This window comes from Homoserinimonas flava (assembly GCF_054969005.1).
In genome coordinates, this window is sequence record NZ_JBUEQS010000001.1 from 339,859 (window position 1) to 362,929 (window position 23,071).

General features: G+C 64.5%; 16 protein-coding genes. 15 read left to right on the forward strand and 1 reads right to left on the reverse strand.

The annotated features are described in order from the left end of the window. Nucleotides 1-17 precede the first annotated feature (17 nt). Nucleotides 18-713, reverse strand: a complete 696-nt coding sequence (locus ACY48M_RS01620) for a TIGR00645 family protein (protein WP_462818494.1) — start codon at nt 711-713, stop codon at nt 18-20. Between the two features lie 225 nt (nt 714-938). Here ACY48M_RS01620 and ACY48M_RS01625 point away from each other — a divergent pair, with 225 nt between their 5' ends. The 15 genes from ACY48M_RS01625 (at nt 939) to ACY48M_RS01695 (ending at nt 23,056) form a co-directional block, all read left to right on the forward strand. Further along, the gene (locus ACY48M_RS01625) at nt 939-2,036 is read left to right on the forward strand and encodes a TerC family protein (protein WP_462818495.1); all 1,098 of its coding nucleotides are present in this window, start codon (nt 939-941) and stop codon (nt 2,034-2,036) included. A 71-nt stretch (nt 2,037-2,107) separates the two neighbouring features. Then, nucleotides 2,108-2,938, forward strand: a complete 831-nt coding sequence (locus ACY48M_RS01630) for a PP2C family protein-serine/threonine phosphatase (RefSeq protein ID WP_462818496.1) — start codon at nt 2,108-2,110, stop codon at nt 2,936-2,938. Between the two features lie 5 nt (nt 2,939-2,943). After that, the gene (locus ACY48M_RS01635; RefSeq protein WP_462818497.1) at nt 2,944-4,059 is read left to right on the forward strand and encodes an FHA domain-containing protein; all 1,116 of its coding nucleotides are present in this window, start codon (nt 2,944-2,946) and stop codon (nt 4,057-4,059) included. After that, the gene (locus ACY48M_RS01640) at nt 4,059-5,702 is read left to right on the forward strand and encodes a serine/threonine-protein kinase (protein ID WP_462818498.1); all 1,644 of its coding nucleotides are present in this window, start codon (nt 4,059-4,061) and stop codon (nt 5,700-5,702) included. The genes ACY48M_RS01635 and ACY48M_RS01640 overlap by 1 nt, the downstream gene beginning before the upstream one ends. Before the next feature lie 2 nt (nt 5,703-5,704). Continuing rightward, the gene (locus ACY48M_RS01645) at nt 5,705-6,418 is read left to right on the forward strand and encodes a hypothetical protein (RefSeq protein WP_462819235.1); all 714 of its coding nucleotides are present in this window, start codon (nt 5,705-5,707) and stop codon (nt 6,416-6,418) included. A 178-nt stretch (nt 6,419-6,596) separates the two neighbouring features. Next, complete coding sequence (locus tag ACY48M_RS01650; RefSeq protein ID WP_462818499.1) at nt 6,597-12,170, forward strand: Ig-like domain-containing protein; 5,574 nt, start codon at nt 6,597-6,599, stop codon at nt 12,168-12,170. A 38-nt stretch (nt 12,171-12,208) separates the two neighbouring features. Next, a complete protein-coding gene (locus tag ACY48M_RS01655; protein ID WP_462818500.1) occupies nt 12,209-13,177 on the forward strand; it encodes an AAA family ATPase in 969 nt (322 codons plus the stop codon). Between the two features lie 53 nt (nt 13,178-13,230). Then, on the forward strand, nt 13,231-14,553 hold the full coding sequence (locus ACY48M_RS01660) for a DUF58 domain-containing protein (RefSeq protein ID WP_462818501.1): 1,323 nt from the start codon (nt 13,231-13,233) through the stop codon (nt 14,551-14,553). Continuing rightward, entirely contained in the window at nt 14,550-16,895 is a 2,346-nt protein-coding gene (locus ACY48M_RS01665) for a transglutaminase TgpA family protein (protein ID WP_462818502.1), read from the forward strand. The genes ACY48M_RS01660 and ACY48M_RS01665 overlap by 4 nt, the downstream gene beginning before the upstream one ends. 70 nt (nt 16,896-16,965) lie before the next feature. Continuing rightward, entirely contained in the window at nt 16,966-17,703 is a 738-nt protein-coding gene (locus ACY48M_RS01670; RefSeq protein ID WP_462818503.1) for an FHA domain-containing protein, read from the forward strand. 89 nt (nt 17,704-17,792) lie between these two features. Further along, a complete protein-coding gene (leuC, locus tag ACY48M_RS01675) occupies nt 17,793-19,262 on the forward strand; it encodes a 3-isopropylmalate dehydratase large subunit (RefSeq protein ID WP_462818504.1) in 1,470 nt (489 codons plus the stop codon). After that, nucleotides 19,262-19,876 (forward strand): 3-isopropylmalate dehydratase small subunit, encoded by a 615-nt coding sequence (gene leuD / locus ACY48M_RS01680; RefSeq protein ID WP_462818505.1) that lies wholly within the window; start codon nt 19,262-19,264, stop codon nt 19,874-19,876. The genes leuC and leuD overlap by 1 nt, the downstream gene beginning before the upstream one ends. Further along, nucleotides 19,873-21,240, forward strand: a complete 1,368-nt coding sequence (gene murA / locus ACY48M_RS01685; RefSeq protein WP_462818506.1) for a UDP-N-acetylglucosamine 1-carboxyvinyltransferase — start codon at nt 19,873-19,875, stop codon at nt 21,238-21,240. Before leuD ends, murA begins: the two co-directional genes overlap by 4 nt. A gap of 11 nt (nt 21,241-21,251) precedes the next feature. Continuing rightward, nucleotides 21,252-22,019: a lysophospholipid acyltransferase family protein gene (locus ACY48M_RS01690; protein ID WP_462818507.1), complete on the forward strand. Its 768-nt coding sequence runs from the start codon at nt 21,252-21,254 to the stop codon at nt 22,017-22,019. Continuing rightward, complete coding sequence (locus ACY48M_RS01695) at nt 22,016-23,056, forward strand: NAD(P)H-dependent glycerol-3-phosphate dehydrogenase (protein ID WP_462818508.1); 1,041 nt, start codon at nt 22,016-22,018, stop codon at nt 23,054-23,056. The genes ACY48M_RS01690 and ACY48M_RS01695 overlap by 4 nt, the downstream gene beginning before the upstream one ends. Nucleotides 23,057-23,071: the final 15 nt, after the last annotated feature.

Consider the following 23,071-nt stretch of genomic DNA (forward strand, 5'->3'; position numbering starts at 1 on the left):
CGACGGGTGCCGCGGTTTCAGCTGCTGCGAAGCTCTCGAGCGAGCCGCTCGTAGTGCGCGGCCTGCGCCTCGCGGCCTTCAGGCATCGTCGGGCCTACCGCGACGGCGCTGACTGCGCCCTGGTCGGAGGGCTTGAAGTGCGAGTGGGAGATCTTGTCGATCCAGGCGAGCGCGACGGCCGAGACGATGAAGACCATGTGGATGACGACCTGCCAGAGCACACCGACCTCGGTGTACGTGTTGCCGGTGACGTTCTCGTCGCGGGAATCGCCGAGATCTCCGACCTCGATGAAGGTCTTCAACAGGTGGATCGAGGAGATGCCGATGATCGCCATCGCGAGCTTCACCTTGAGCACGTTCGCGTTGACGTGCGAGAGCCATTCGGGCTGGTCCGGGTGCCCGTCGAGCTTGATGCGCGAGACGAAGGTCTCGTAGCCACCGATGATCACCATGATGAGGAGGTTCGCGATCATGACGACGTCGATGAGGCCGAGCACGGCGAGCATCACCACGGCCTCGTCGATGTGGGTGATGTCGTTGATTACCTCGTCGGCGAGATGCCAGAGCTCCACCATGAAGACGACGACGTAGACGACTTGGGCGACGATGAGACCGAGATAGAGCGGGGCCTGCAACCAGCGGCTGAAGAAGATGAGATACCCGACTCCCGAAACCCATGGACTTTGCGGACGGAAGGGGCGGGGATCTGTCATGGCACGATTCTAGGGTGGTGCGAACTGCAAATTTCGTGGGGCGATAGAGACGCCGCAGCAATCGAGTAGCATTGACCCCGCGAAGGGGAGTATCCCAAGGGCTCAGGCCCTCATATCGCGCTCGTCAATACGGACACCACTGAAGCTGTCCCGGGCGCGGTGGTCTCACTGTGAGGCGGGAGAGACTTTCGGACTCAGTCATATCCTCCCCACGAATGGATTTCCATGCAGAACTCCCTGCCCGTCTGGTTCGAGATCACCTCGCTGATCGTCTTGACAGCGATCATCATCTTCGACCTGATCCTGGCCTACAAGCGCCCCCACATCCCCTCCACGAAAGAGTCGAGCCTGTGGATCGGGTTCTATGTGAGTCTCGCGCTCGTCTTCGCCGCGCTCATGTTCCTGCTTGGCGATGTGGAGCAGGGCGGGCAGTTCATCGCCGGTTGGCTCACCGAATACAGCCTCAGCATCGACAACCTGTTTGTCTTCATCATCATCATGTCGCGGTTCAAGGTGCCGAAGAAGTACCAGCAGGAGGTGCTCATGGTGGGCATCATCATCGCTCTCGTGCTCCGGGCCATCTTCATCCTCATCGGTGCCGTTCTCATCGAGAACCTCAGCTGGATCTTCTACATCTTCGGCATCTTCCTCCTCTACACGGCATGGCAGCAGGCGTTCACCGGCCACGAAGAAGAGGAGGAGTCGGAGAACAAGATCATCGCCTTCCTCCGCAAGCGCATCAGCATCACCGATGAGTACGACGGTGGCAAGCTGCGCACGGTCGTCGATGGCAAGAAGGTGTTCACGCCGATCATCATCGTCTTTCTTGCTCTTGGCACGACCGACCTCGTCTTTGCGATCGATTCCATCCCGGCGATCTTCGGCATCACGCAGGACCCGTTCATCGTCTTCGCCGCGAACATCTTCGCGCTCATGGGGCTCCGCCAGCTCTACTTCTTGCTCGGTGACCTCATCGACCGACTCGTGTACCTCAAGTACGGGATTGCGTTCATCCTCGCGTTCATCGGCGTGAAGCTCGTGCTTCATGCACTGCACGGCAACGAGGTGTTCTTCATCAACGGTGGTGAGCACATCGAGTGGATCCCCGTCATCGGAACGTGGACGTCGCTCATTGTGATCGTCGCGGCCATGGCCGTCGCGACAATCGCCAGCCTTATCAAGCTGCGCCGCAGCCCGCTCGCAATGCCAATCGGAGCCCCGACCTTCGACCACGATGCCGAGGATGCCGAGGGTGCCGAGGCTTCGGAGGGCAAGGATCACCCGCGCGCGAGCGACGAGAGCGAAAAGCGCCCGCACGCGTAAGTTTTGCGCGGAACGTTGCTAGCGTATGGTGACCGATCGCGTGAGAGTGTGGGGGCAGTGTGGATGAGTGTGTGACGCTTCCCGACGGCGAGTTGACGATCGAGTACAGCTCCGCGAGCGATGTTGGGAACGTCCGCTCCGTCAACGAAGACAGCCTGCTTGCCTCCGCACCACTCTTTCTTGTGGCCGACGGCATGGGCGGGCACGCATTCGGTGACCGTGCGAGCCAGTCGGTCGTCGCTACCTTCACCTCGACGCTCGGCACGAACGATGCGCCGAGCCCGGAGAGTGTTGTCGCGACCATTCACTCCGCGAATGAGGCCGTTATTGCCCTGCGTGAGCCCGACGACCCTTCCGTGTCGGGAACGACGCTCACGGGGCTCGCGCTCGTTGCGACCGTCTCGAGCCACCGGTGGATGGTGTTCAACGTGGGCGACAGCCGGGTGTATCGCTGGGATGGCCGCAGCATCGAACAGGTGACAGTCGACCATTCAGCGGTCCAGGAGTTGCTCGACGCTGGTGAGATCAGCGCTCTTGAGGCGCTGCACCACCCGTACCGCAACGTCGTGACGAGAGCGATCGGAGTACACGACGAGGTCGATGCTGACGTCTGGTTGCTTCCGATCTCGGGCCAGCAGACATTCCTCGTCTGCTCCGATGGCCTGAGCAAAGAGCTCGCGGATGATCAGATTGCGCAGATCCTCGCCGATCACGACCCCGTGGCATCCGGATGCAGCGTGGCGGAGCGGCTCGTCGAAGCTGCCCTCGTGGCTGGCGGGCGCGACAACGTCTCGGTCATCGTCGTGGCGTCATCGATGAGCGGGGTCGGCATCGGCTCCGACGAAGACACGAACGATGGTGGGCTGGCGCACCACCTCGAAGAAACGCGACCGAGGAAGTAGGGCACGTGAGAGAGCACAGGTATCAGCCGGGCGATGGCTCCTGGCTGGCGTTGGCTGCCGGGACGCAGCTGCTTGCTCTCGAGCGTCGGGCCGACCTCGCTGTCGATGAACTCTGGAAATCGACAGCCTCAGACATTCAGAGTGTGCTCGACGTGCTCACCACCGGGGGACTCTCGACGACGCCCTCCTTCGCGCTCCTCTCATGGGCCGACAGCGGCACGGTGCGCGCGATTGTGCGCGGACCGGTGCAGTTGATCGTCGAGGCCGGCGGCACAGAGGAGACGCTCGACGGCACGGGAGTGTCGACCTGGAGCGAGAAGGTGTTCGCGGACAGCGGCGACTTCGAGCTCCGACTTGGCGCTGCCTCGCTCGAGACGATGCTCCCACTCGTTGCTGGCGTCGTTTCGGCGTCCCGCGTGACCTCTTCGACGGGCACCGAGCCCGCACCGACGCAGGCTGCGCACGCGGTCGCGGCCCTGCCCGAAGTGACAATGCAAGATGTGTCGGAGTCGCAGCCGCAGGCCCGTGCCGACGCCGACGCCGGTACCGCCACCGCTGCCACCGCTGCGGAAGCTGAAGCTGCGGCTCCCACACCGGCGGCTGGCACGTCCCTTGCCGACCTGACGGCCGACCCGAGTGCCGATACGACGGCCGCCCCGGCTGTTGACTCGAGCGCGCCGGCGGGCGATCACGACGGCATGACCATCATGACGAGCGATCTCCGACGGATGCGGGCGGAGCGCCGGTCGACCGGAGCGCCAGCGGCCGTCGTGCCCGCACAGCCAACCCTCGTGCTTGAGCTCTCCAACGGCACCGTTGAGCGACTGGACACCCTCGTGATCGTGGGCCGCTCACCAAGCGCGAGCAAGGTGTCTGGCGGTGCCCTCCCTCGCCTCGTCAGCATTCCCGGCGACAAAGACATTTCGCGCAATCACGCCCAGTTCGCTGTCGAAGGCGGCACAGTGGTCGTGACCGACCTGCACTCTCGCAACGGCACGCAGATCGTCATGCCGGGGCGCGCGCCACAGCAGTTGCGGCAGGGCGAGCCAACCTCCGTCATCGTCGGGACTGTCGTCGACCTCGGCGGCGGCGTCACACTCACTGTCCGCGAGGGCGAGTGATGCGGAGGGCTCCATCGGCGCCGCCGGAACTGCCGGGGTATACCTTCGTCAAGCTGCTCGGTTCCGGCGGCTTCAGCGATGTCTTTCTCTACGATCAGCACCTGCCGAAGCGTCGGGTCGCAGTCAAAGTGCTGCTCACCGAAGACCTCACCCCGGCAAATCGCGCCGCCTTTGTCGCCGAGGCGAACCTCATGGCGCAGCTTTCGGCGCATCCGTATATCGTCTCGATTTTGCATGCGGATGTCGCGGCCGACGATCGCCCGTACTTCGTCATGGAGTACTGCTCCGGTCCGAGCCTTGCCGAGCGCTACAAGCGCGAACCGCTCTCCGTGGTCGATGTGCTCCGCACCGGAGTTCGGGTCGCGGGTGCCGTCGCCACAGCGCACGGGGCGGGCATCCTGCATCGCGACATCAAGCCGGCCAATATCCTCACCAACGACTTCGGCTGGCCGGCGCTCACCGACTTCGGCATCTCCTCCGCGCTCGACGACGGCGTGCCGATGAGCACGGCGACGCTCGACTCTCTGATTGGCGACGCCTCAGGCACGACTGGCAGCGCCTCTGTTGGCATGTCGGTGCCGTGGTCGCCGGCCGAGATGTTCGAAGATGACCCGAACCCGGATGTCAGGGCCGACGTGTTTTCGCTCTCTGCGACGCTCTACACGCTCCTGGCGGGTCAGACGCCGTTCGAGGTTCGCGGACGCTCCAATGGCGCCCTCGACCTGATCGGGCGTATTGAGCGTGGGCTTGTCACTCCGCTCCAGCGTGACGATGTTCCGCGTTCGTTGGTCGCCGTGCTCATGAAGGGTATGGCGACGCGTCGCGAGGAGCGCTTCGCGAGCGCGGTCGAGCTTGCCCGTGCCCTGCAGCGGGTCGAACTCGAGCTGGGGTATGCCCCCACCTCGATCGATGTCCCGAACCTCAATCTCGATGATTCGGTCAGGGCGAACACGGACGACGATGAGGATGCGACGAGGGCGCGCGGGGTGTCGACAATCCTCGCGCAGCCAGAAGCGCCGAGTGTGGTGCCCATCCAGCCCCCTCCTGTGCCGGATGACAAGACTCAGGTGCGTGGTGCAACCACGGTGCACGCGCAGGGGCCCGCAACGGCGCCCGCCGAGCCACCAATCGGCGAGACCGTGGTCAGGCCACGGGCCCAGCCCGTCGTCGAGCCGACGGCACCGATTGCGACCAATGCTCCCGAGGCCGAGGAAGCGCCGCCCGCCTCTCGCGCCAACCGGCTCGCGATGTGGATCGCCGCCGCCGTGCTCGGGGTCATCGCGATCGCGGTCGCAGTGTCGCTTGTCGTGACCGGTGTGCCGTCGCCGGTCGAGCCGACGGCATCGACCGAACCCGGTGGTGGTTCGGCGATCGTCACCGACTCGGTGCCGACACCCGAGTTCGTGTCCGCCCAAGTCACCGGTGCCGATGTCGTCTTCACGGTGCAGAATCCAGACGCTGAAGATGGCGACACCATGATCTGGCGTCGCACCGATCGTGGCGATGACGAACCCGTCCGCCAGGTCACCGACAACACCTTCACGGTGACCGGTGCCGCCGGTGCCTCCGTCTGTGTCGAGGTGAGCGTCGTCCGTTCGGGCCGTCAATCCCCGAACCCACTTCAGGAGTGCTACCCATCATGACGATCGCGCCGCTTCGGGTTGAGTTCTGCGGTGAGTGGTACGACATCATCCACCCGGCCGACTTTCACGTCGGTCGTGAATCCGATCTCGTGATCGACGACAACCCGTACCTGCATCGCCGGTTCCTCCGCATCCACGAGGAGTTCGGCATGTGGTGGATGTCGAATGTCGGCACCCTGCTCTCGGCAACCGTGACCGATGCCTCCGGTCAGGTGCAGGCGTGGCTCGCTCCTGGCGCCCGCCTCCCGATTGTGTTTCCGCAGCTCTCCGTGATGTTCAGCGCGGGCTCGACGACCTACGAGTTCACCGTGCACGGGCCGAACGCGTACTACGAGACATCCGCCGCGATTGCGGGTTCGGGGGGCTCGACGACGATCGAGCCGATCCCGCTCACAACGTCGCAACGGTTGCTCATCGTCGCGCTCGCCGAGCAGATGTTGCGGCAGTCCTCTCCCGGTCGGGGCGAAATCCCGTCGTCGGCGGAGGCTGCCGAAAAGCTGCACTGGTCGATGACGACCTTCAACCGCAAGCTCGACAATGTCTGCGAGAAGCTCGACAAGGTGGGCGTGGCCGGACTCCGTGGGGGTCGCGGAAAGCTGGCGACGAATCGGCGCTTGCGCCTCGTCGAGTACGCTGTCGCGACACGACTGGTGAGCGCGGATGACCTCTACCTTCTCGAGCGGAACGCCCTCGAGCATTCGGCCGCCGAACAGTAGGCTCCCAGCATTTTTCGGATGGCGAACAGTGGGCTCCCAGCCTTCTCTCGATGGGGAGAGGTGCCCATGCTGAGCCCGTCACCAAGGGGTTTTCTCCTGCTACATTGTTGACCTGTCCGGGCTCGGCCTGGGCGTTGACTTGCGTGATCACGGGGACACCAGGAACGGGGGCGGTTCAGTGCGGTCACGACTCTCGACCCGTACTCGCAAGACAATCGCCTCGACGCTCGTGTTTGCCGTCGTTGCGGGTGTTCCGCTGACGATCGCTGCGTTGCATCCCGGCTTTCCCGTGGCCGATGTCGACCTCACCTCGCGCGATGTCTGGGTGACGAATGGCGAGCAGCTGTTGGGTGGCCGACTGAATCGTCAAATCGATGAGCTCAATGGTTCGGTCGTTGCATCGAGTGCCGACTTCGAGGTGCTGCAGGATGGCGACACGCTGTTTATGCATGACCCGACAGCTGGGCGGGTTGAGGCGGTTGATCCTGCAACCACGCAGGTGACCTCGGCGATTGAGGTGCCGAAGGGTGCTGAGGTCGCGTTTGGTGGTTCGGTCGTATCGATTCTTTCGGCCGAGGGTGATCTTTGGGCGATCCCGGCTGAAGGGGATTTGCAGTTCAACTACGTTTCGCAGCCTCCGATCGCGGAGCTCGGTGAGGGTGCACATGCGACGGTGAGCCGTGATGGCGTTGTGCTCGCGGTCTCCTCTGAGCAGGGCAAGCTCTACCGGCTCGAGTCGCTCGCCGAGCTTCCGGTCGAGAGCGACTTTCCCGAGGTTGGCGAGTTTCAGCTCGCGGCGGTCGGCGACGAGGCGGTCGTGTTCGACCAGACGACGAACGAGCTTGTGACTGAAGACGGCAGCGTTCACGATCTTGGCGAGAATGCTGGGCTGCGGCTGCAGCAGACGGGGCCGGAGGCCGACACGGCGCTCGTTGCCACCGGCGACTCCCTCTTAAAGGTCGATTTGGGCTCGGGCTCGGTCGAAGAGATCGCGGCAGATATCGACGATCCGGTCACCGATCCGGGTCAGGTTGCCGCACCTGTCGCCCTGGAGGGCTGCGCTCACGGAGCCTGGGCGGGGGCGCAGCGCTACCTTCTCGCGTGTGACGACCAGCCGGCCGAACCGGTGCAGATCGATGAGCCGACCCGCGGGAGCGAGCTCGAATTCAGGGTCAATCGCACCGTGATCGCCCTCAACAATCTCGACAACGGCAACGTCTGGCTTGTCGATGAGAACATGCGTCTTGTCGAGAACTGGGAAGATGTCACCCCGCCTGAGGAGCAGGAGACTGAAGAGATCGGCGATGAGAAATCGGCGATCCAGTCGTTCGAAGACACACTGGCCGAGCGCACGGAGACAAACCGGGCGCCGACAGCAAACGATGACGATTTCGGCATCCGTCCTGGCAGGACGACGATCCTGTCGTTGCTGGATAACGACACGGACCCGGATGGTGATGTGCTCGTCATCACCGACTTCGATGCGATCGCCGAGTCGACGGGTCGCATCGACCGGATCGATGGCTCGCGTGCGTTGCAGTTCACTCCGGCGGCCGGCTTCGTCGGTGGGGTCACGGTGAACTACACGATCGATGATGGTCGCGAAGGCACCGACACCGCCAGGCTCACCATTCGGGTCGTGCCTGACGAATCAAATGAGCTCCCCGTGCCTCTCCGCACGGGTGGAGTGAGCGTCGAGGCAAATCAGACGGTCACCTACAACGTGCTCACGGACTGGAAAGATCCAGACGGCGACGACATCTTCCTCACTGGGGCATCGCCCAAGTCGGGCGACCTCGTGCGATTCACCCCCGACGGCTTCGTCACCTTCACCCATCAGACATCGGAGCTCGGCGAAAAAGAGGTCGCATTCCAGGTCACTGACGGGCGGGGGGAGGCCGTCACGGGAACCCTCATCGTGAAGGTCGAACCCGCAGGGTCGCTGAACCCCATCGGCACGCCCGACTTCGCCGAAACCTTCGTCGACGAAACCGTGGTCATAGAACCCCTGCTTAACGACAGCTCGCCCTCTGGCGCACAGCTCTCACTCATCGCGATCGAAGAGCCCGGAGGGGCGACAACGTCGAGCTTCGCCTCAGACACGGGAACGATCAGCTTCTCCTCCTCGAGCCCCGGCATCCACTACATCAAGTACACGCTGTCGGCCGGCCCGAGCCAGAGCGTTGGCATTGTGCGCGTCAACGTGATTGAGGCTCCTGCCGATGAGGCCATCGAGCCGATCGCCGTAAAAGACATCGCATACCTCCGGGGAGACGAACCCACGACCGTCTCCGTGCTCTCGAATGATGTCTCTCCGTCGGGGCGCGTGCTCGCAGTGCAGAGCGTCGAAGTGCCTGCGGAATACAAGGCCAAAGGCCTCGTGGTCGAGCTGCTCGCCTCGACGAGTGTGCGCGTGACCTCGCCAGCGGCACTCACGACCCAGGCCTCGTTCACGTACACGATCTCGGACGGCGTCTCCACCGCTACGGCCGGTGTCTCGGTCGTGCCTGTGCCGGCCCTCACGAAGCACCAGCCTCCCGTGGCCCAGGATGACGCGGCTCGAGTTCGCGTCGGCGACATCATCACGGTCGACGTGCTGGACAATGACTACCATCCAGACGACTCGTCGATGTTCCTCGACGAGGAGCTCATTACCGAGCCGAGCGACGGTATCGCCTTCGTGAGTGGTGACACCGTGCGCTTCCAGGCACCGCGCGAACCGGGCGAGTATCGCCTCGACTATCGCGTGCTCGACCCGTACGGCGAGACGGCCGCAGCGACGGTGGTATTCACGGTGGTCGCCGAAGACGAGGCGAACAACCAAGATCCGGTGCCGACCCCCCTTGTGGCGCGGGTGCTCGCTGGCAACGCCATCCGTGTCGACGTGCCGTTGAGCGGCATCGACCCAGACGGTGATTCCGCACAACTCCTCAACTTCCCCACAAGCCCGCAGCTCGGCACGGTGGGCGAAACCGGCCCAGACTACTTCTACTACGAAGCCTCGTCCGCAGCATCCGGCACCGACGTATTCACCTATGAGGTCTATGACGCGTTCGGCGCGACGGGGGTCGGCGAGATCAAGATCGCGGTCATCCCAGAACCCGATGAGTTGCAAGAGCCGAGCGCGGTGCCCGACAGTGTGTCGATTCGACCTGGTCGAGTTGCTCAGGTCGATCTCATGGCAAATGATTCAGACCCGCAGGGTGCGCCCATCAAGGTCTCCGAAGAGCTCACGGACGTGCCCGAGGGTGTCGATGCCGAAGTGGTCGAGCAGCGATTCCTCGTGGTCGAGGCACCAGAAGAGGAACAGTCGTTCACGATTCGCTACGAGCTCAGCAACAATCGAGGCGGGTCGGTCATGAGCTACGTGCTCGTGCAGGTGACTGAAGACGCTCCACTGCTGCCGCCGACGGCACAGGATGTTTCCATCCTCACCAAAGACATTGCGGGGGAGGAAACGTTCACGGTCGACGTGCTCGACGGATACGCCTTCAACCCCTCTGGGCCAAACTCCGATCTCGTCGTGACAGTCGAAGGCCCCAACGAATCCTCTGCGCAGCTTCTCGAACGCAACGGCCAGATCGAAGTCACACCGGGGGAGAAACGGCAGGCGATCGCCTATCGCGTGACGAACGAAACCGACGATCTCAGTGCCCTCGCCTTCATCCTCGTCCCCGCCGCCGTCGATGAAGACTTCGACGACCCCCCTTACATCGACCCGAATCTTCCCATCCAGTACGTCTCCATGAACGAGACCAAGGAGTGGGACCTCGCGGACATCGTGAAGGTGCCGTCAGGACGGGATGCCTGGATCGTCGATGAATCGTCGGTGACCGCGATCCAGTCCAATGGTGACCCGATCTACATCGACAACGACACGCTGCAATTCACGCCGACGACCGACTACCGTGGCCCGGCATCCATCAACTTCACGGTCACCGACGGTGCTTCGAAGAATGACCCGAAGGGCAACACGGCGAACTTGACCCTGCCCATCGTTGTCGGCGACCCCGAGTTCAGGGACACTCCGCCCGAGTTCACGACCCCGAACACCCAGGTGGAGGTCGGCGAGACGACGACCGTCGACCTGCGTGCCTCAACGGGGCACCCGAACCCGCAAATCTTGCAGGAGGTGACCTACTCGAACATCACGGGAGCGTCATCGGGCCTTGAAGCAAACCTCTCTGGCAGCGAGCTCACCATGACGGTGCCGCGCAACACCCCCAAGGGATCGACGATGACGCTCGGCGTCACGCTGCGCTGGGACGAATTCGAAGTGCAGGGCACGATCAACGTCACGGTCGTCGGGTCGAGCAGGCCGCTTGCCGTCGCGATCACCGATTCGATCGAGATGCAGCGCGGGGGAGGCGACGGCGGCGGGTCGATCACGGTCAACCCTCTTGCGAACGACTCCAACCCGTACCAGTCGACCGGTGAAGAACTGACAATCATCGAGGCCCAAGTCTCAAACACGGGCGAACCTGCCACGATCTCCCACACGGGCAGTTCGGTGCGCATCACACCGTCACCATCGCTCAAGAGCGGCGTCGTCGAAGTCATCTACACGATCGAGGATGCGACAGAAGACGGCGATCGCCACGTCAACGGCACCATCGTGCTTACGGTGAGTGACGTGCCCGATCAGGTGCAGAAGCCCACGGTCTCGTCGACGGTTGGCGGCGACAGGCAGGCATCGTTCCGCTTCACCGCTCCGGCTTCGAACGGCAAGCCCATCACGTCGTACGAGGTGCGTTCGAGCCCTGCCGCCGATGCACCCAGCTGCACTGCCGGTGCCGAGTGCGTCTTCACGAACCTGCAGAACGGCACGTCGTATACCTTCTCAGTCCGCGCGATCAACCAGCACGGCCCGGGTGAGTGGTCGGTGCAGAGCGATGTCGTCATCCCGTACGGCACACCGGGCACGCCCGCTCCGACCGGAACGGCAAGCTCGAACTGGGCGAACGCCAACATTGAGTGGACCTGGGCGGATGTGGGGGCCAACGGCGGCAGCGTGACCTACCACTGGACGACGAGCAGCGGCAAGAGCGGGACAGGTCGCCCGGCCGCCGACAACGGGCTCGGCGCAGGGCAGTACACGATCACGGTCTGGGCGGTGAATACGGGCGGCAAAGAAAGCGCGCGCGGGACCTCCGATCCCATCCAGATTCGAAACCAGACAGTGCCAGGAGCGCCGAATAACGTGAGCGGCAGCCGCGGGAGCTCCCAGGGCCCCACCACCATTAGCTGGAGTTGGGGACAACCGTCGAATGCCGGAGACGGTGCAATCGTCACCGACAATCTGCAGTACCGCTACAGGGTCAACAGCGGTGGGTGGTCTGGCTGGAGCGGCGCCAGAAGCCACAGCACGAGCGTCGGCCAGGGCGGCGGTGACTTCTCGATTGAGGTACAGGCGCGCAACAATGCGGGCGAGGGTGCCATCGGCAGCTCAGGCAATGTGCATGTCGACCCCAAGCCCAACGACCCTTCAGTGCAACTGTCTCGCGGGTCGAGCGTGCCCCCAGGATCAGACGGATGTAGCAGCGGCAACTGCTACTACTACGTCGTTAGCTTGTCCGACTTCACCACGAATTCGCACACCGTAAACCTGCACTGCGACAGCGACACGCCGTTCCGCACCTACACGTTCACCGGCAATAACTACACGAGCGGTGCCTATTGCGGCCAGAACCGGGCGTGGGTCGTTGTCGACGGCGTACGAAGTAACACGGTCGACTTCTTACCTCCGTTCTAGCCCGAACCCTTCCGCCTTTTCACACCGAGAGAAGACCAATGCCAGTAACCCAGGAGCAGGCGACGTGGTTCGCCGACGCCTTCCAGAAACTCATCTCGAACGTCGATAAGGCGATCATGGGCAAGGATCACGTCATTCGTCTCGTGCTCACCGCGCTCGTGAGTGACGGACATGTCCTGCTGGAGGACTACCCCGGCACGGGCAAGACGGTGCTCGCAAAGGCGCTCGCCAACACGCTTGATGGCTCGACCTCGCGCATCCAGTTCACCCCCGACCTGCTGCCCTCCGATGTGAGCGGCGTGCAGATCTTCGACCAGTCGAAGGGGCGCTTCGAGTTCCACAAGGGGCCGATCTTCGCCTCCATTGTGCTCGCGGACGAGATCAACCGCGCCAGCCCGAAGACCCAGAGCGCTCTGCTCGAGGTGATGGAGGAGGGTGTTGTGACGATCGACGGCGAAGGGCATCCGGTTGGCGCGCCGTTCCTGGTCATCGCCACACAGAACCCTGTCGAGCAGGCGGGAACCTACAAGCTCCCAGAGGCCCAGCTCGACCGCTTCCTCATCAAGACGAGCCTCGGCTATCCCGACCGCACCACCTCGGTCGCGCTGCTCATGGACTCGGCGACACGCGCCCGCGCCTCGCTCGTCTCGCCCATCATCAAGCCGGAATCGATCGTCGCGATGGCGGCGCTCGCCAACGAGGTGTACGTGGATGAGTCGGTCATGACCTACCTCAGCGACATCGTCGACGCGACCCGCTCCGACCGCGATGTCGTGCTCGGTGTGAGCATGCGTGGCGCGATGGCCCTCGCACGCGCCATCAAGACGTGGGCGATCACGCAGGGCCGCACCTATGCGACCCCCGACGATGTGCGTGACCTCGCGGTGCCGGTGCTCGCGCACCGCATTATCCTCGACCCGGAGTCGGAGTTCGCGGGTGTGAAGGCTGAAGATATCGTCAGCCGCATCCTGGTGGGCATCGAGCCACCCGCCTACCGCGCTGCCTGATCGACCCACCCAACGGGCGCACCATACTCCAGAGCAAAGATCGACGAGACGGTATGACGACACAGGCAGAAGCGCTGCGGCCACGTCGCGCTCCGAAGCGCACGCTCGCTTCTGCTGCGGGTGCGTCTGCGCGTCGGTTGACGCTTCGCGCCCGTCGCTTCGGCAGGGCGGTGGGCAGACTTGCGATGCCCGTACTCCGCGTTGTCTGGGCTGCAGTCTGGCCGGTCCTTCGGGTTGTCACCTCAGCAGGCTGGCTCGTCTTGGGGTTTGCCGTGCTTGCCCTGACGCTGAGCTCCGTCTACGGCTGGCAGGAGTTCACGTTCCTCGGCACGGTGCTGCTAGCCGCCGCAGCCATTAGCACCCTGTTTCTCTTCGGACGGGCCTCCTATGGCGTGCTCATCGAGCTGAACCCGCGTCGTGTGGTGGTTGGCGAGCGCGCAATGGGGCGGATGCTCGTCACCAACACCGGTGCCCGCAACCTCCCAGCCACCCGCATGGAGTTGCCAGTGGGCAAAGGCATCGCCGAGTTCCAGCTGCCGGCAATGGCGACGAAAGAGCAGCACGAAGAGCTCTTTGCCGTGCCGACGAACCGGCGGGCCGTGATCGTCGCCGGCCCGGCGGAATCCGTCAAGGGAGACCAGCTCGGCCTCATGCGGCGCGCACTGCAGTGGGCCGATGCGGTCGACCTCTTCGTGCATCCGAAGACCGTGCGTCTCGTGCCGAGTGCCGCGGGCCTCGTTCGCGACCTTGAGGGGCAGGTATCGAAGAAGATCACCAGCAACGACATCGCCTTCCACGCCCTTCGCCCCTATGTGCCGGGGGATGACCGTCGATACGTGCACTGGCGCACGTCGGCGCGCATCGGGCAACTCATGGTGCGGCAGTTCGAAGAGACCCGGCGCTCCCAGCTCACGATGGTGCACGCGACGCGACGCGACCTGTACGCCTCCGACGAGGAGTTCGAGCTGGCGATCTCGGTCACGGCCTCGATCGCATCCCAGGTGATCCTTGACGGCACGCAGATGAATGTTGTGAGTGAGAGCGGGATGTGGCGCACGCAGACGGTCACGGCGATGCTCGACTCCTCCAGCCGCCTCGAGCCCGTCGGTGCGGTCTTCGGCAGCATGCGGGAGTTTGCAAGGGAGATGACGAGGAGACTCCCCGCGCCAAGCGTCGTGATGATCATCGCCGGTTCTGGCATGAGCACCGCCGACTTCAGAAGCATCCAGTCGCTCTTCGGCAGTGACACGAGCCAGGTCGCGTTCCGCATCGAGGAGGGTGCCGAACCCAAATTCTCGGCGGTTGCTGGGCTCACGCTCATCACGATCGGCAAGCTCGACGATCTGCCCAAGGTGGTCAGGGGGTTGTCGTCATGAGTGAGACCACCACCAAGAGTCACGGCGCGAGCGCGGGTCTGCGCCGGCCGACCGGACGAACCTGGTTCGACATCGCCGTGCTGTTCGTGCTCATGGTGCTCGGCCTCATGGGATTCGAGCCCTCGTTCGGCGACTACAACTTCTTGGTTCCCGCAATCGGCGGACTTGTGCTCGGCACGGCGACCGCAATCATCACCTCACTGTTCCGCCTCGGGCTCATCCCCACCGTGCTCTCGGCCGTCGCTGCCTACTTCTTGCTCGGGTCGGCGCTCGCCGTGCCACAGCAGGCAATCCTTGGGGTGCTGCCGAGCCTCCAGTCCCTCGCGAGCGTCGCAGTGGGCTCGGTCTACGGCTGGAGCGACATTGTCACCCTGGCGACCCCCGTCGGTGCGCCGCAGTACATCGCTGTCGTGCCATACATCGCCACGTGGCTCGTCTCAATCGTCGCGATCACGCTCGCCTGCCGCTGGCTTTCGAGCCGACCGCGCGCGGCATGGCGGTTCGCCGTCGCGCTCATCGGCCCCGTCGCCCTCTACGTTGCGAGCATCCTCATCGGCACCGATGAGCCATTTCAGGCCGGGATCCGCGGCATCGTCTTCGGCATCCTCGCGCTCATCTGGCTCGGCTGGCGCCGAGACACCGGCCCCAGCGTGGCCTCGGCGGGGGCCGCCCGTCTGCGCAACCGCAAGCTCGCCGGCACCGCCATCATTGTCGCCGCCTCTGTACTGATCGGCGGCGGTGCCGGCTTCTGGCTCGCGCCGCCGAAAGACGAACGCTTCGTGCTCCGCGACGAAATCGAACCGCCGTTCGACCCGCTCGATTACCCCAGCCCGCTGTCCGGCTTTCGGCACTACACCAAGCAGGTCACCGACGACGTGATGTTCACCGTGAGCGGCCTCCGCGAGGGCGACGTGATCCGCCTTGCCACGCTCGACTCCTTCACGGGCAAACTCTGGAACGTGACGGGCTCGGAGACGAGTGCTGACGGTTCTGGCTCGTTTGCGCTTGTGGGTCGTTCACTGCCAGCGCAGGAGTTCATCACCGGGGAGCAGCGCGACGACGTGGTGTTCACCATCGTCGACTACGACGATGTGTGGATTCCGAGCATCGGATACGCCGACGACCTCGAGTTCCTGTCGGGCGATGCTGCCGGGTCGAGCGACAACCTCCGCTACAACGGCTCCACGGGCACCGCAGTGCTCACCTCCGGTCTCAGTGCCGGCGACAGCTACCGCATCGACGCGACCGTGCAACAGATCGTGCCAATCGAAGAGCTCAGCGACGTCGGTGCTGCCGCCATCGAGCTGCCACCCGTCGAACAGTCGCCCGACGTTGTGACGGCGAAGGCACAGGAGTTTGCGGCATCCGCGAGCACGCCCGCCGAGCAGCTTGAGGCGATCCGTGTCGCCCTCGCATCGCAGGGCTTTCTGAGTCACGGCCGGGCATCCGACTCGGCGCCGTCGCGAGCTGGCCATGGGTCCGACCGCATTACCGAGCTGCTCGAGCGCAATCAGATCATTGGCGACCAGGAACAATACGCCTCGGCGTTTGCGCTGATGGCGCGCAGCTTCGGGTATCCGGCCCGCGTCGTGATGGGGTTCGCCCCCGAGATCGTCGAGGGCAGCACGGTCGAGGTCACGGGCGATGACGTCACCGCGTGGGTGGAGGTCGCGTTCGACGACGTCGGGTGGGTTGCATTCGACCCCACCCCAGACGAAACCGATATCCCGCAAGACCAGACGCCAAAGCCGCAGAGCGAACCGCAGCCCCAGGTGCGGCAGCCGCCACGCATCGACAACGAAGACGAAGATCTTCTGTCGCCCGTCGAGCTCGAAGAGAGCGACGAGGATGACGACGGGCTGCCGTTCCAGCTGCCGGGCTGGGTATATGTGGTGCTGCTGAGCCTGCTCATCCCCGCGATCATCGTCTTCGTTCCCATGCTGATCGTGGCGATGATCAAGGGGCGCCGGATGCGACGGCGCAGGCAAGCGGAGGCGGCACACGATCGCGTTGCCGGCGCGTGGGATGAGATGGTCGACCAGTTCTCGGAGCTCGGATACTCGGTGCCGCTGGCGAGCACGCGCATCATTGTGGCCGAATCACTTGAGTCGCAGGTAGAAGCCGAGAAGCCGCTCGGGCTTCGACCGCTCGCGGTCTCCACAGATGCCGCCGTCTTCTCTGGAGAAGACGTCGACCCGGAGCGTTCGGATGCGACGTGGACCGAGGCGGAGGCTGCCGTGGAGGCGAGCCGTGCCGGGCTTGGCCGTGTGCGCCGCGTGTTGAGCAGATACCGTGTGCGATCGGCCAGAGACTGGGCGAAGCGGCTCTCAGACGGCGCCTGATCGCCTCGGCGACGCTGTACTAGCATTGCGTGCGGTGCCGGGCTTTGCCGCGGTGCGGGGAGGAGATGCTATGGCCGACGAGTCTGGCGAGGCGATCGTTCCGCCAGCGCCCCTCGGCACGCCGTTAGCGCCGAAGCACGCGCCGGAGAAGGCGACGCCGGTCGTTGATGACTCCGACTTCATCAGCCTCCCGCCCGGGATGGCGGACTTCGACTCTGCGACCTACCGCATGGAAACCCCACGAAGGGCTGAGCCCGTTGCGGCATCGAGCCCACCGGTCTTTGTGCCGACCGCTGTGCCGGGCCTTCCAGTGCCGGGCGTGCCAGCGCCAGTTGGGCCAGTGCCAGTTGGGCCAGCGCCAGCCGCGCCGTCCGTCGATGCGATCGTCGATGCGATCGACGATGCCACGCGTGTCGCACCAGGTCGCGAGCCACTCGACGACGCAACACGCGTCGCCCCTGGGCGTCGCGCCGCTCACTGGAACCTGCAGATTCCCGGTGCTGAACCGCACCGTCTCGCCGTCGGGAGTCTGCTCCTCGGGCGCGGCCCCGCGGCCCTCGCCGCCTGGCCGGGAGCAGCGCTGCTGTCGCTGGATGACCCGAAGAAGTCGGTCTCAAAGACCCATGCCGCGCTTGAGCTCGATGCGGCCGGCCAACTGCGCGTGCACGACATCGATTCGACGAACGGTGTGTGGCTCAGCTATGCAAACGGCGACGAGTTCGATGTCGAGCCGGGCTCGCCGGTCACCGTCGAGGATGGTGCCACCATTCACCTCGGCGAGTTCGAGATTCGGGCGCAACGAGGCTGAAGCGGCACCCTCGGAGCATCCGCGACGTAGAATGACGAGATTGAGCACGTGCCATCTGGCGTGCTCGGATTTCAGAGAGAGGCACCACTGTGGGCAGGACGCTGGCAGAAAAGGTCTGGGACGACCATATTGTCGCCAAGGGCGAAGACGGAAACCCTGATCTTCTCTACATCGACCTCCACCTCGTCCACGAGGTCACCAGCCCGCAGGCGTTCGACGGTCTTCGCATGGCAGGGCGACCCGTTCGCCGCCCAGACCTCACGATCGCGACCGAAGACCACAACACGCCGACGCTCAACATCGACAAGCCGATCGCCGACCTGACGAGCCGCACACAGATCGAGACGTTGCGCCGCAATTGTCAAGAATTCGGGGTGCGCCTGCATCCGCTCGGCGATGTCGAGCAGGGCATTGTGCACGTCGTCGGCCCGCAGCTTGGGCTCACCATGCCGGGCATCACGGTTGTCTGCGGTGACAGCCACACCTCGACGCACGGGGCGTTCGGCGCCATGGCGTTTGGTATCGGCACGAGCGAGGTCGAGCACGTGCTCGCGACGCAGACGCTGCCGCTCAAGCCGTTCAAGACTATGGCGATCACGGTCGAGGGCGAGCTCCGCGACGGTGTGACCGCCAAAGACATCATCCTCGCGGTCATCGCCAAGATCGGCACGGGCGGCGGGCAGGGCTACGTGCTCGAATACCGTGGCAGCGCCATCCGCGCTCTCTCGATGGAGGGCCGCATGACAATCTGCAACATGTCGATCGAGGCGGGTGCCCGCGCCGGCATGGTGGCACCGGATGCCACGACCTACGCCTATCTCGAGGGCCGGCCCCACGCGCCGCAGGGCGAGGCCTGGGATGCCGCGATTGAATACTGGAACACTCTCGCGACCGATGATGACGCCGTGTTCGACGCCGAGGTCTTCCTCGACGCGGCAGAACTCGAGCCGTTCGTCACGTGGGGCACCAACCCTGGCCAGGGTGTCTCGCTGAGCGAGTCTGTTCCGGACCCGTCGACCATCATCGACGCGAACGAGCGTGCCGCGGCCGAGCGTGCCCTCGAATACATGGACATTGCGGCGGGAACGCCCATGAAGCAGATCCCGGTCGATGCCGTCTTTATGGGGTCGTGCACGAACAGTCGCATCGAAGATCTCCGCGCGTTCGCCTCCGTCATCAAGGGTCGCCGCAAGGCGGAGGGTGTTCGCGTCATGGTCGTTCCAGGTTCTGCGCGCGTGCGCCTCGAGGCTGAGGCGGAGGGCCTGCACACGGTGTTCACCGATTTCGGTGCGGAGTGGCGGTTCGCCGGATGCTCGATGTGCCTCGGCATGAACCCCGATCAGCTTGCACCGGGGGAGCGTTGCGCCTCGACATCCAACCGCAACTTCGAGGGCCGCCAGGGCAAGGGCGGCCGCACACACCTGGTGTCACCCCTCGTCGCCGCAGCGACGGCCGTGCGCGGCACCCTTTCGAGCCCGTGGGATCTCGACGGTGAGACCCCCATCTATGACGCGGTGGCGCGAAAGCTCCCCACCGCAGCAAGCGAGGTTAGCGCCTGATGGAACGCGTCACTACGATTACCGGCGTTGCCGCACCCCTGCAGCGCTCCAATGTCGATACCGACCAGATCATTCCTGCCGTCTTTCTCAAGCGCGTCACAAAGACGGGCTTCGAAGACGCCCTGTTTTACGCCTGGCGACAGGATGAGGACTTTGTGTTGAACCGGCCGGAGTTTCACGGTGCCAAGGTGCTCATCGCCGGGCAGGACTTCGGCACAGGGTCGAGTCGTGAGCATGCCGTGTGGGCGCTTCGCGATTTCGGCTTCTCAGCCGTCTTGAGCCCCCGCTTCGGCGACATCTTCCGTGGCAACGCCGGCAAGCAGGGGTTGCTCGCTGGCGAGATTTCAGAAGAGGATGCCGAAGCGATGTGGTCCCGCATTGAAGCAGAACCCGGCATCGAGACGACCGTCGATTTGGAGTCTCGCACGGCAACACTCGGCGACCTCACGGTGCCGTTTGCGATCGACGACTACACGAGGTGGCGTCTCCTGGAGGGGCTCGACGACATCGGCCTCACGCTTCGCGACGAGCCGGCGATCACCGCTTTCGAATCGCGCCGAGAGGCCTGGCGTCCCCTGACGCTGCCGGCTCGTGCGGCGGCGGTCGCCGAGTGAACGCCCTGACGAAAGATTCGAAGAAGGCGGCGGCGCGGGTAGGCCTCACCTCAGATGAGATCATCATCAACGGTGGCAAGCCACTCGCCGGTGCCATCGAGGTGCGCGGGGCGAAGAACCTCGTCACGAAGGCCATGGTCGCCGCGCTGCTCGGAGAGACACCGAGCGAGCTTCGCGGTGTACCCGACATCAGCGATGTCCACGTCGTGCGAGGTCTCCTTGAGGTGTACGGCGTTAAGGTGACGAGCCCGACACCGGGCGAGCTGCACTTCGACACCGCGAACGTCGAAAAGGCGCACTTTGCCGAGATTGATGCGCACGCCGGCGCGAGCCGCATCCCCATCCTGTTCTGTGGTCCGCTGCTGCACCGCCTCGGCGAGGCGCGCATCCCCGACCTTGGAGGTTGCCGCATCGGCGACCGCCCCATCGACTTCCACCTCGACGCGCTCCGGGCGTTCGGGGCAATCGTCGACAAAACGTATGAGGGCATCGAGCTCACGGCGCCCAACGGCTTGCACGGCGCGAACATCGAGCTGCCGTACCCTTCGGTCGGCGCGACCGAACAGGTGCTGCTTACCGCCGTGCGCGCGAAGGGCATCACCGAGCTGAAGAACGCCGCGATCGAGCCCGAGATCATGGATCTCATCGCCATTCTGCAAAAGATGGGCGCGATCATTTCGGTTGAGCCCAACCGCGTCATCCTCATCGAGGGTGTCGACCGTCTCGACGGCTACCGCCACAAGGCACTCTTCGACCGCAATGAGGTCGCGAGCTGGGCGTGTGCCGCGCTCGTGACCCAGGGCGACATCTTCGTGCGCGGTGCAAAGCAGTCCGAGATGATGACATTCCTCAACGTCTTCCGCAAGGTTGGCGGTGCGTTTGACGTGCAGGATGACGGCATCCGGTTCTGGCATCCGGGTGGCCCCCTCAAGGCGGTGACGATCGAGACCGACGTGCACCCAGGGTTCATGACCGACTGGCAGCAACCGCTCATCGTCGCCCTGACGCAGGCCGAGGGCGTGTCGATTGTGCACGAGACGGTCTATGAGAACCGCTTCGGGTTCACCGAGGCGCTCAATGAGATGGGTGCCGACATCGTCGTGCACGAGCAGGGACTGCCAGATCACCCGCGCCGCGTTGCGCGTCGAGACTTCGAGCAGGCGGCGACCATCATCGGTCCCTCCCCGCTGCACGGTGCTTCGCTCCGCGTCCCCGACCTTCGGGGCGGATTCAGCCACCTCATCGCAGCGCTGAGTGCTGAGGGCCAGTCGTCGATCAGCAACATCGGCATCATCAGCCGGGGTTACGAACACATCATCGAGAAGCTCGGTGCCCTCGGGGCCGACTTCGTGTACGAGGGGTGACCCGGCCGACCGTGACCGATCCCGCACAAGCCGAAGCCTCCTCACCGTCGAGGGCATCGGAAAAGACCCCGATCTTCCGTTTCTTGGCGGTGCTGGTGCTGCCGTTCATGCACCTGCTCGCGCGCTACCGCATCGTTGACGGCGACAAAATGCCGAAGCAGGGTGCGTTCGTGCTCGCGCCCAACCACTACAGCGAGATCGATCCCGTCGTGATCGGGGTCATCATGTGGAAGCTCAATCGCATGCCGCGGTTTCTTGCGAAAGCCTCCGTTTTCAAGATCCCCGTCGTCGCGACGCTCCTTCGGGCATCGGGCCAGATCCCGGTCGAACGCACGAACAACGCCCGCGGTGCCCAACCGCTGAAGGCCGCGAGCAGAATTGTTGAGCAGGGGCTCGCGGTGGTCATCTACCCCGAGGGTTCGCTCACGCGAGACCCCGACCTCTGGCCCATGCGTGGCAAGACGGGCGCGGTGCGCATGGCCCTCGAGGCGGGTGTGCCGCTCATCCCCGCCGCGCACTGGGGCACGCAGCACGTCATGCCCCGCTACGCCCGCAAGATCAGCTTCTTTCCTCGCAAGACCATTCGGGTGAAGATTGGCGACCCCGTCGACCTTTCCGCGTTCCGCGAGAAGCCCATCACGGCCTCCGCGCTCGCCGAGGCAACCGAACTGCTCATGGACGCGATCACCGCGCTCCTCGCCGACCTGCGCGCCGAAGAACCCCCGGCCGAGCGCTGGGACCCGGCAAAGAAAAACCAGAGGGAGACGGGCCGCTTTTGATCTCGACACGACCCATCCGCATCCCCAACCCCGGTGCGACCCGCGTCGCAGTGCTCGGTGCCGGCAGCTGGGGCACCACATTTGCCAAGATCCTCGCCGACGGGGGAGCGGATGTTGCGCTGTGGGCCAGGCGCGCGGAGCTCGCGAAAGAGATCGCCGAAAGCAAACGCAACAGCGACTACCTGCCCGGCATCAACCTGCCGCGCACCCTCTGGTCGACCCATGTCATCGAGGAGGCGCTCGACGGCGCCGAAGTCGTGTTTCTTTCGGTGCCGAGTCAGACGCTCCGCGGCAACCTGCAGGAGTTCGGTTCACTCGTGCCCAAGAACGCGCTCGTCGTCAGCCTCATGAAGGGCGTCGAAAAGGGGACGAGGGCTCGCATGAGCGAGGTCATCACCGAGGAGCTCGGCATCGACGCGAATCGTATCGCCGTGGCATCCGGCCCCAATCTCGCCCTCGAGATCGCGAAGGAGCAGCCGACGGCGGCCGTCGTCGCCTCGTCGAGCCTCGACACGGCGACTCGCGTGGCGATGCTCGCGACGAACCCGTATTTCAGGGCCTTCGTCAACACGGATGTCATCGGCACCGAGTTCGGTGGCGTGCTCAAGAACCTCATCGCCGTTGCGATCGGCATCGTCGATGGCGTCGGCTACGGCGAGAACACGAAGGCGTCGATCATCACGCGCGGGCTCGTCGAGATGACCGACTTCTCTGTTGCGTACGGCGCGAAGGCCTCGACGCTGTCGGGTCTTGCCGGGCTCGGCGACCTCATCGCGACGTGTGAATCGTCGCTTTCGCGCAACAACACGGCGGGCCGGCTGCTCGGCCAGGGCTACACGTTCTCCGATGTCGTAAAGCAGATGAACCAGACCGCCGAGGGGCTTGCCTCGGTCGCGCCCATTCTTGAGCTAGCGCAGGCGAAGGGTGTCGTCATGCCCATCGTGTCGCAGGTTGCCGAAGTGCTCGCGGGCACGATGGACCCGAAAGACATCGCCCCGCATCTCACGACCGATTCCGAGCTTCCGCAGGGCGAGTAAAGCGCCGACCTCGTG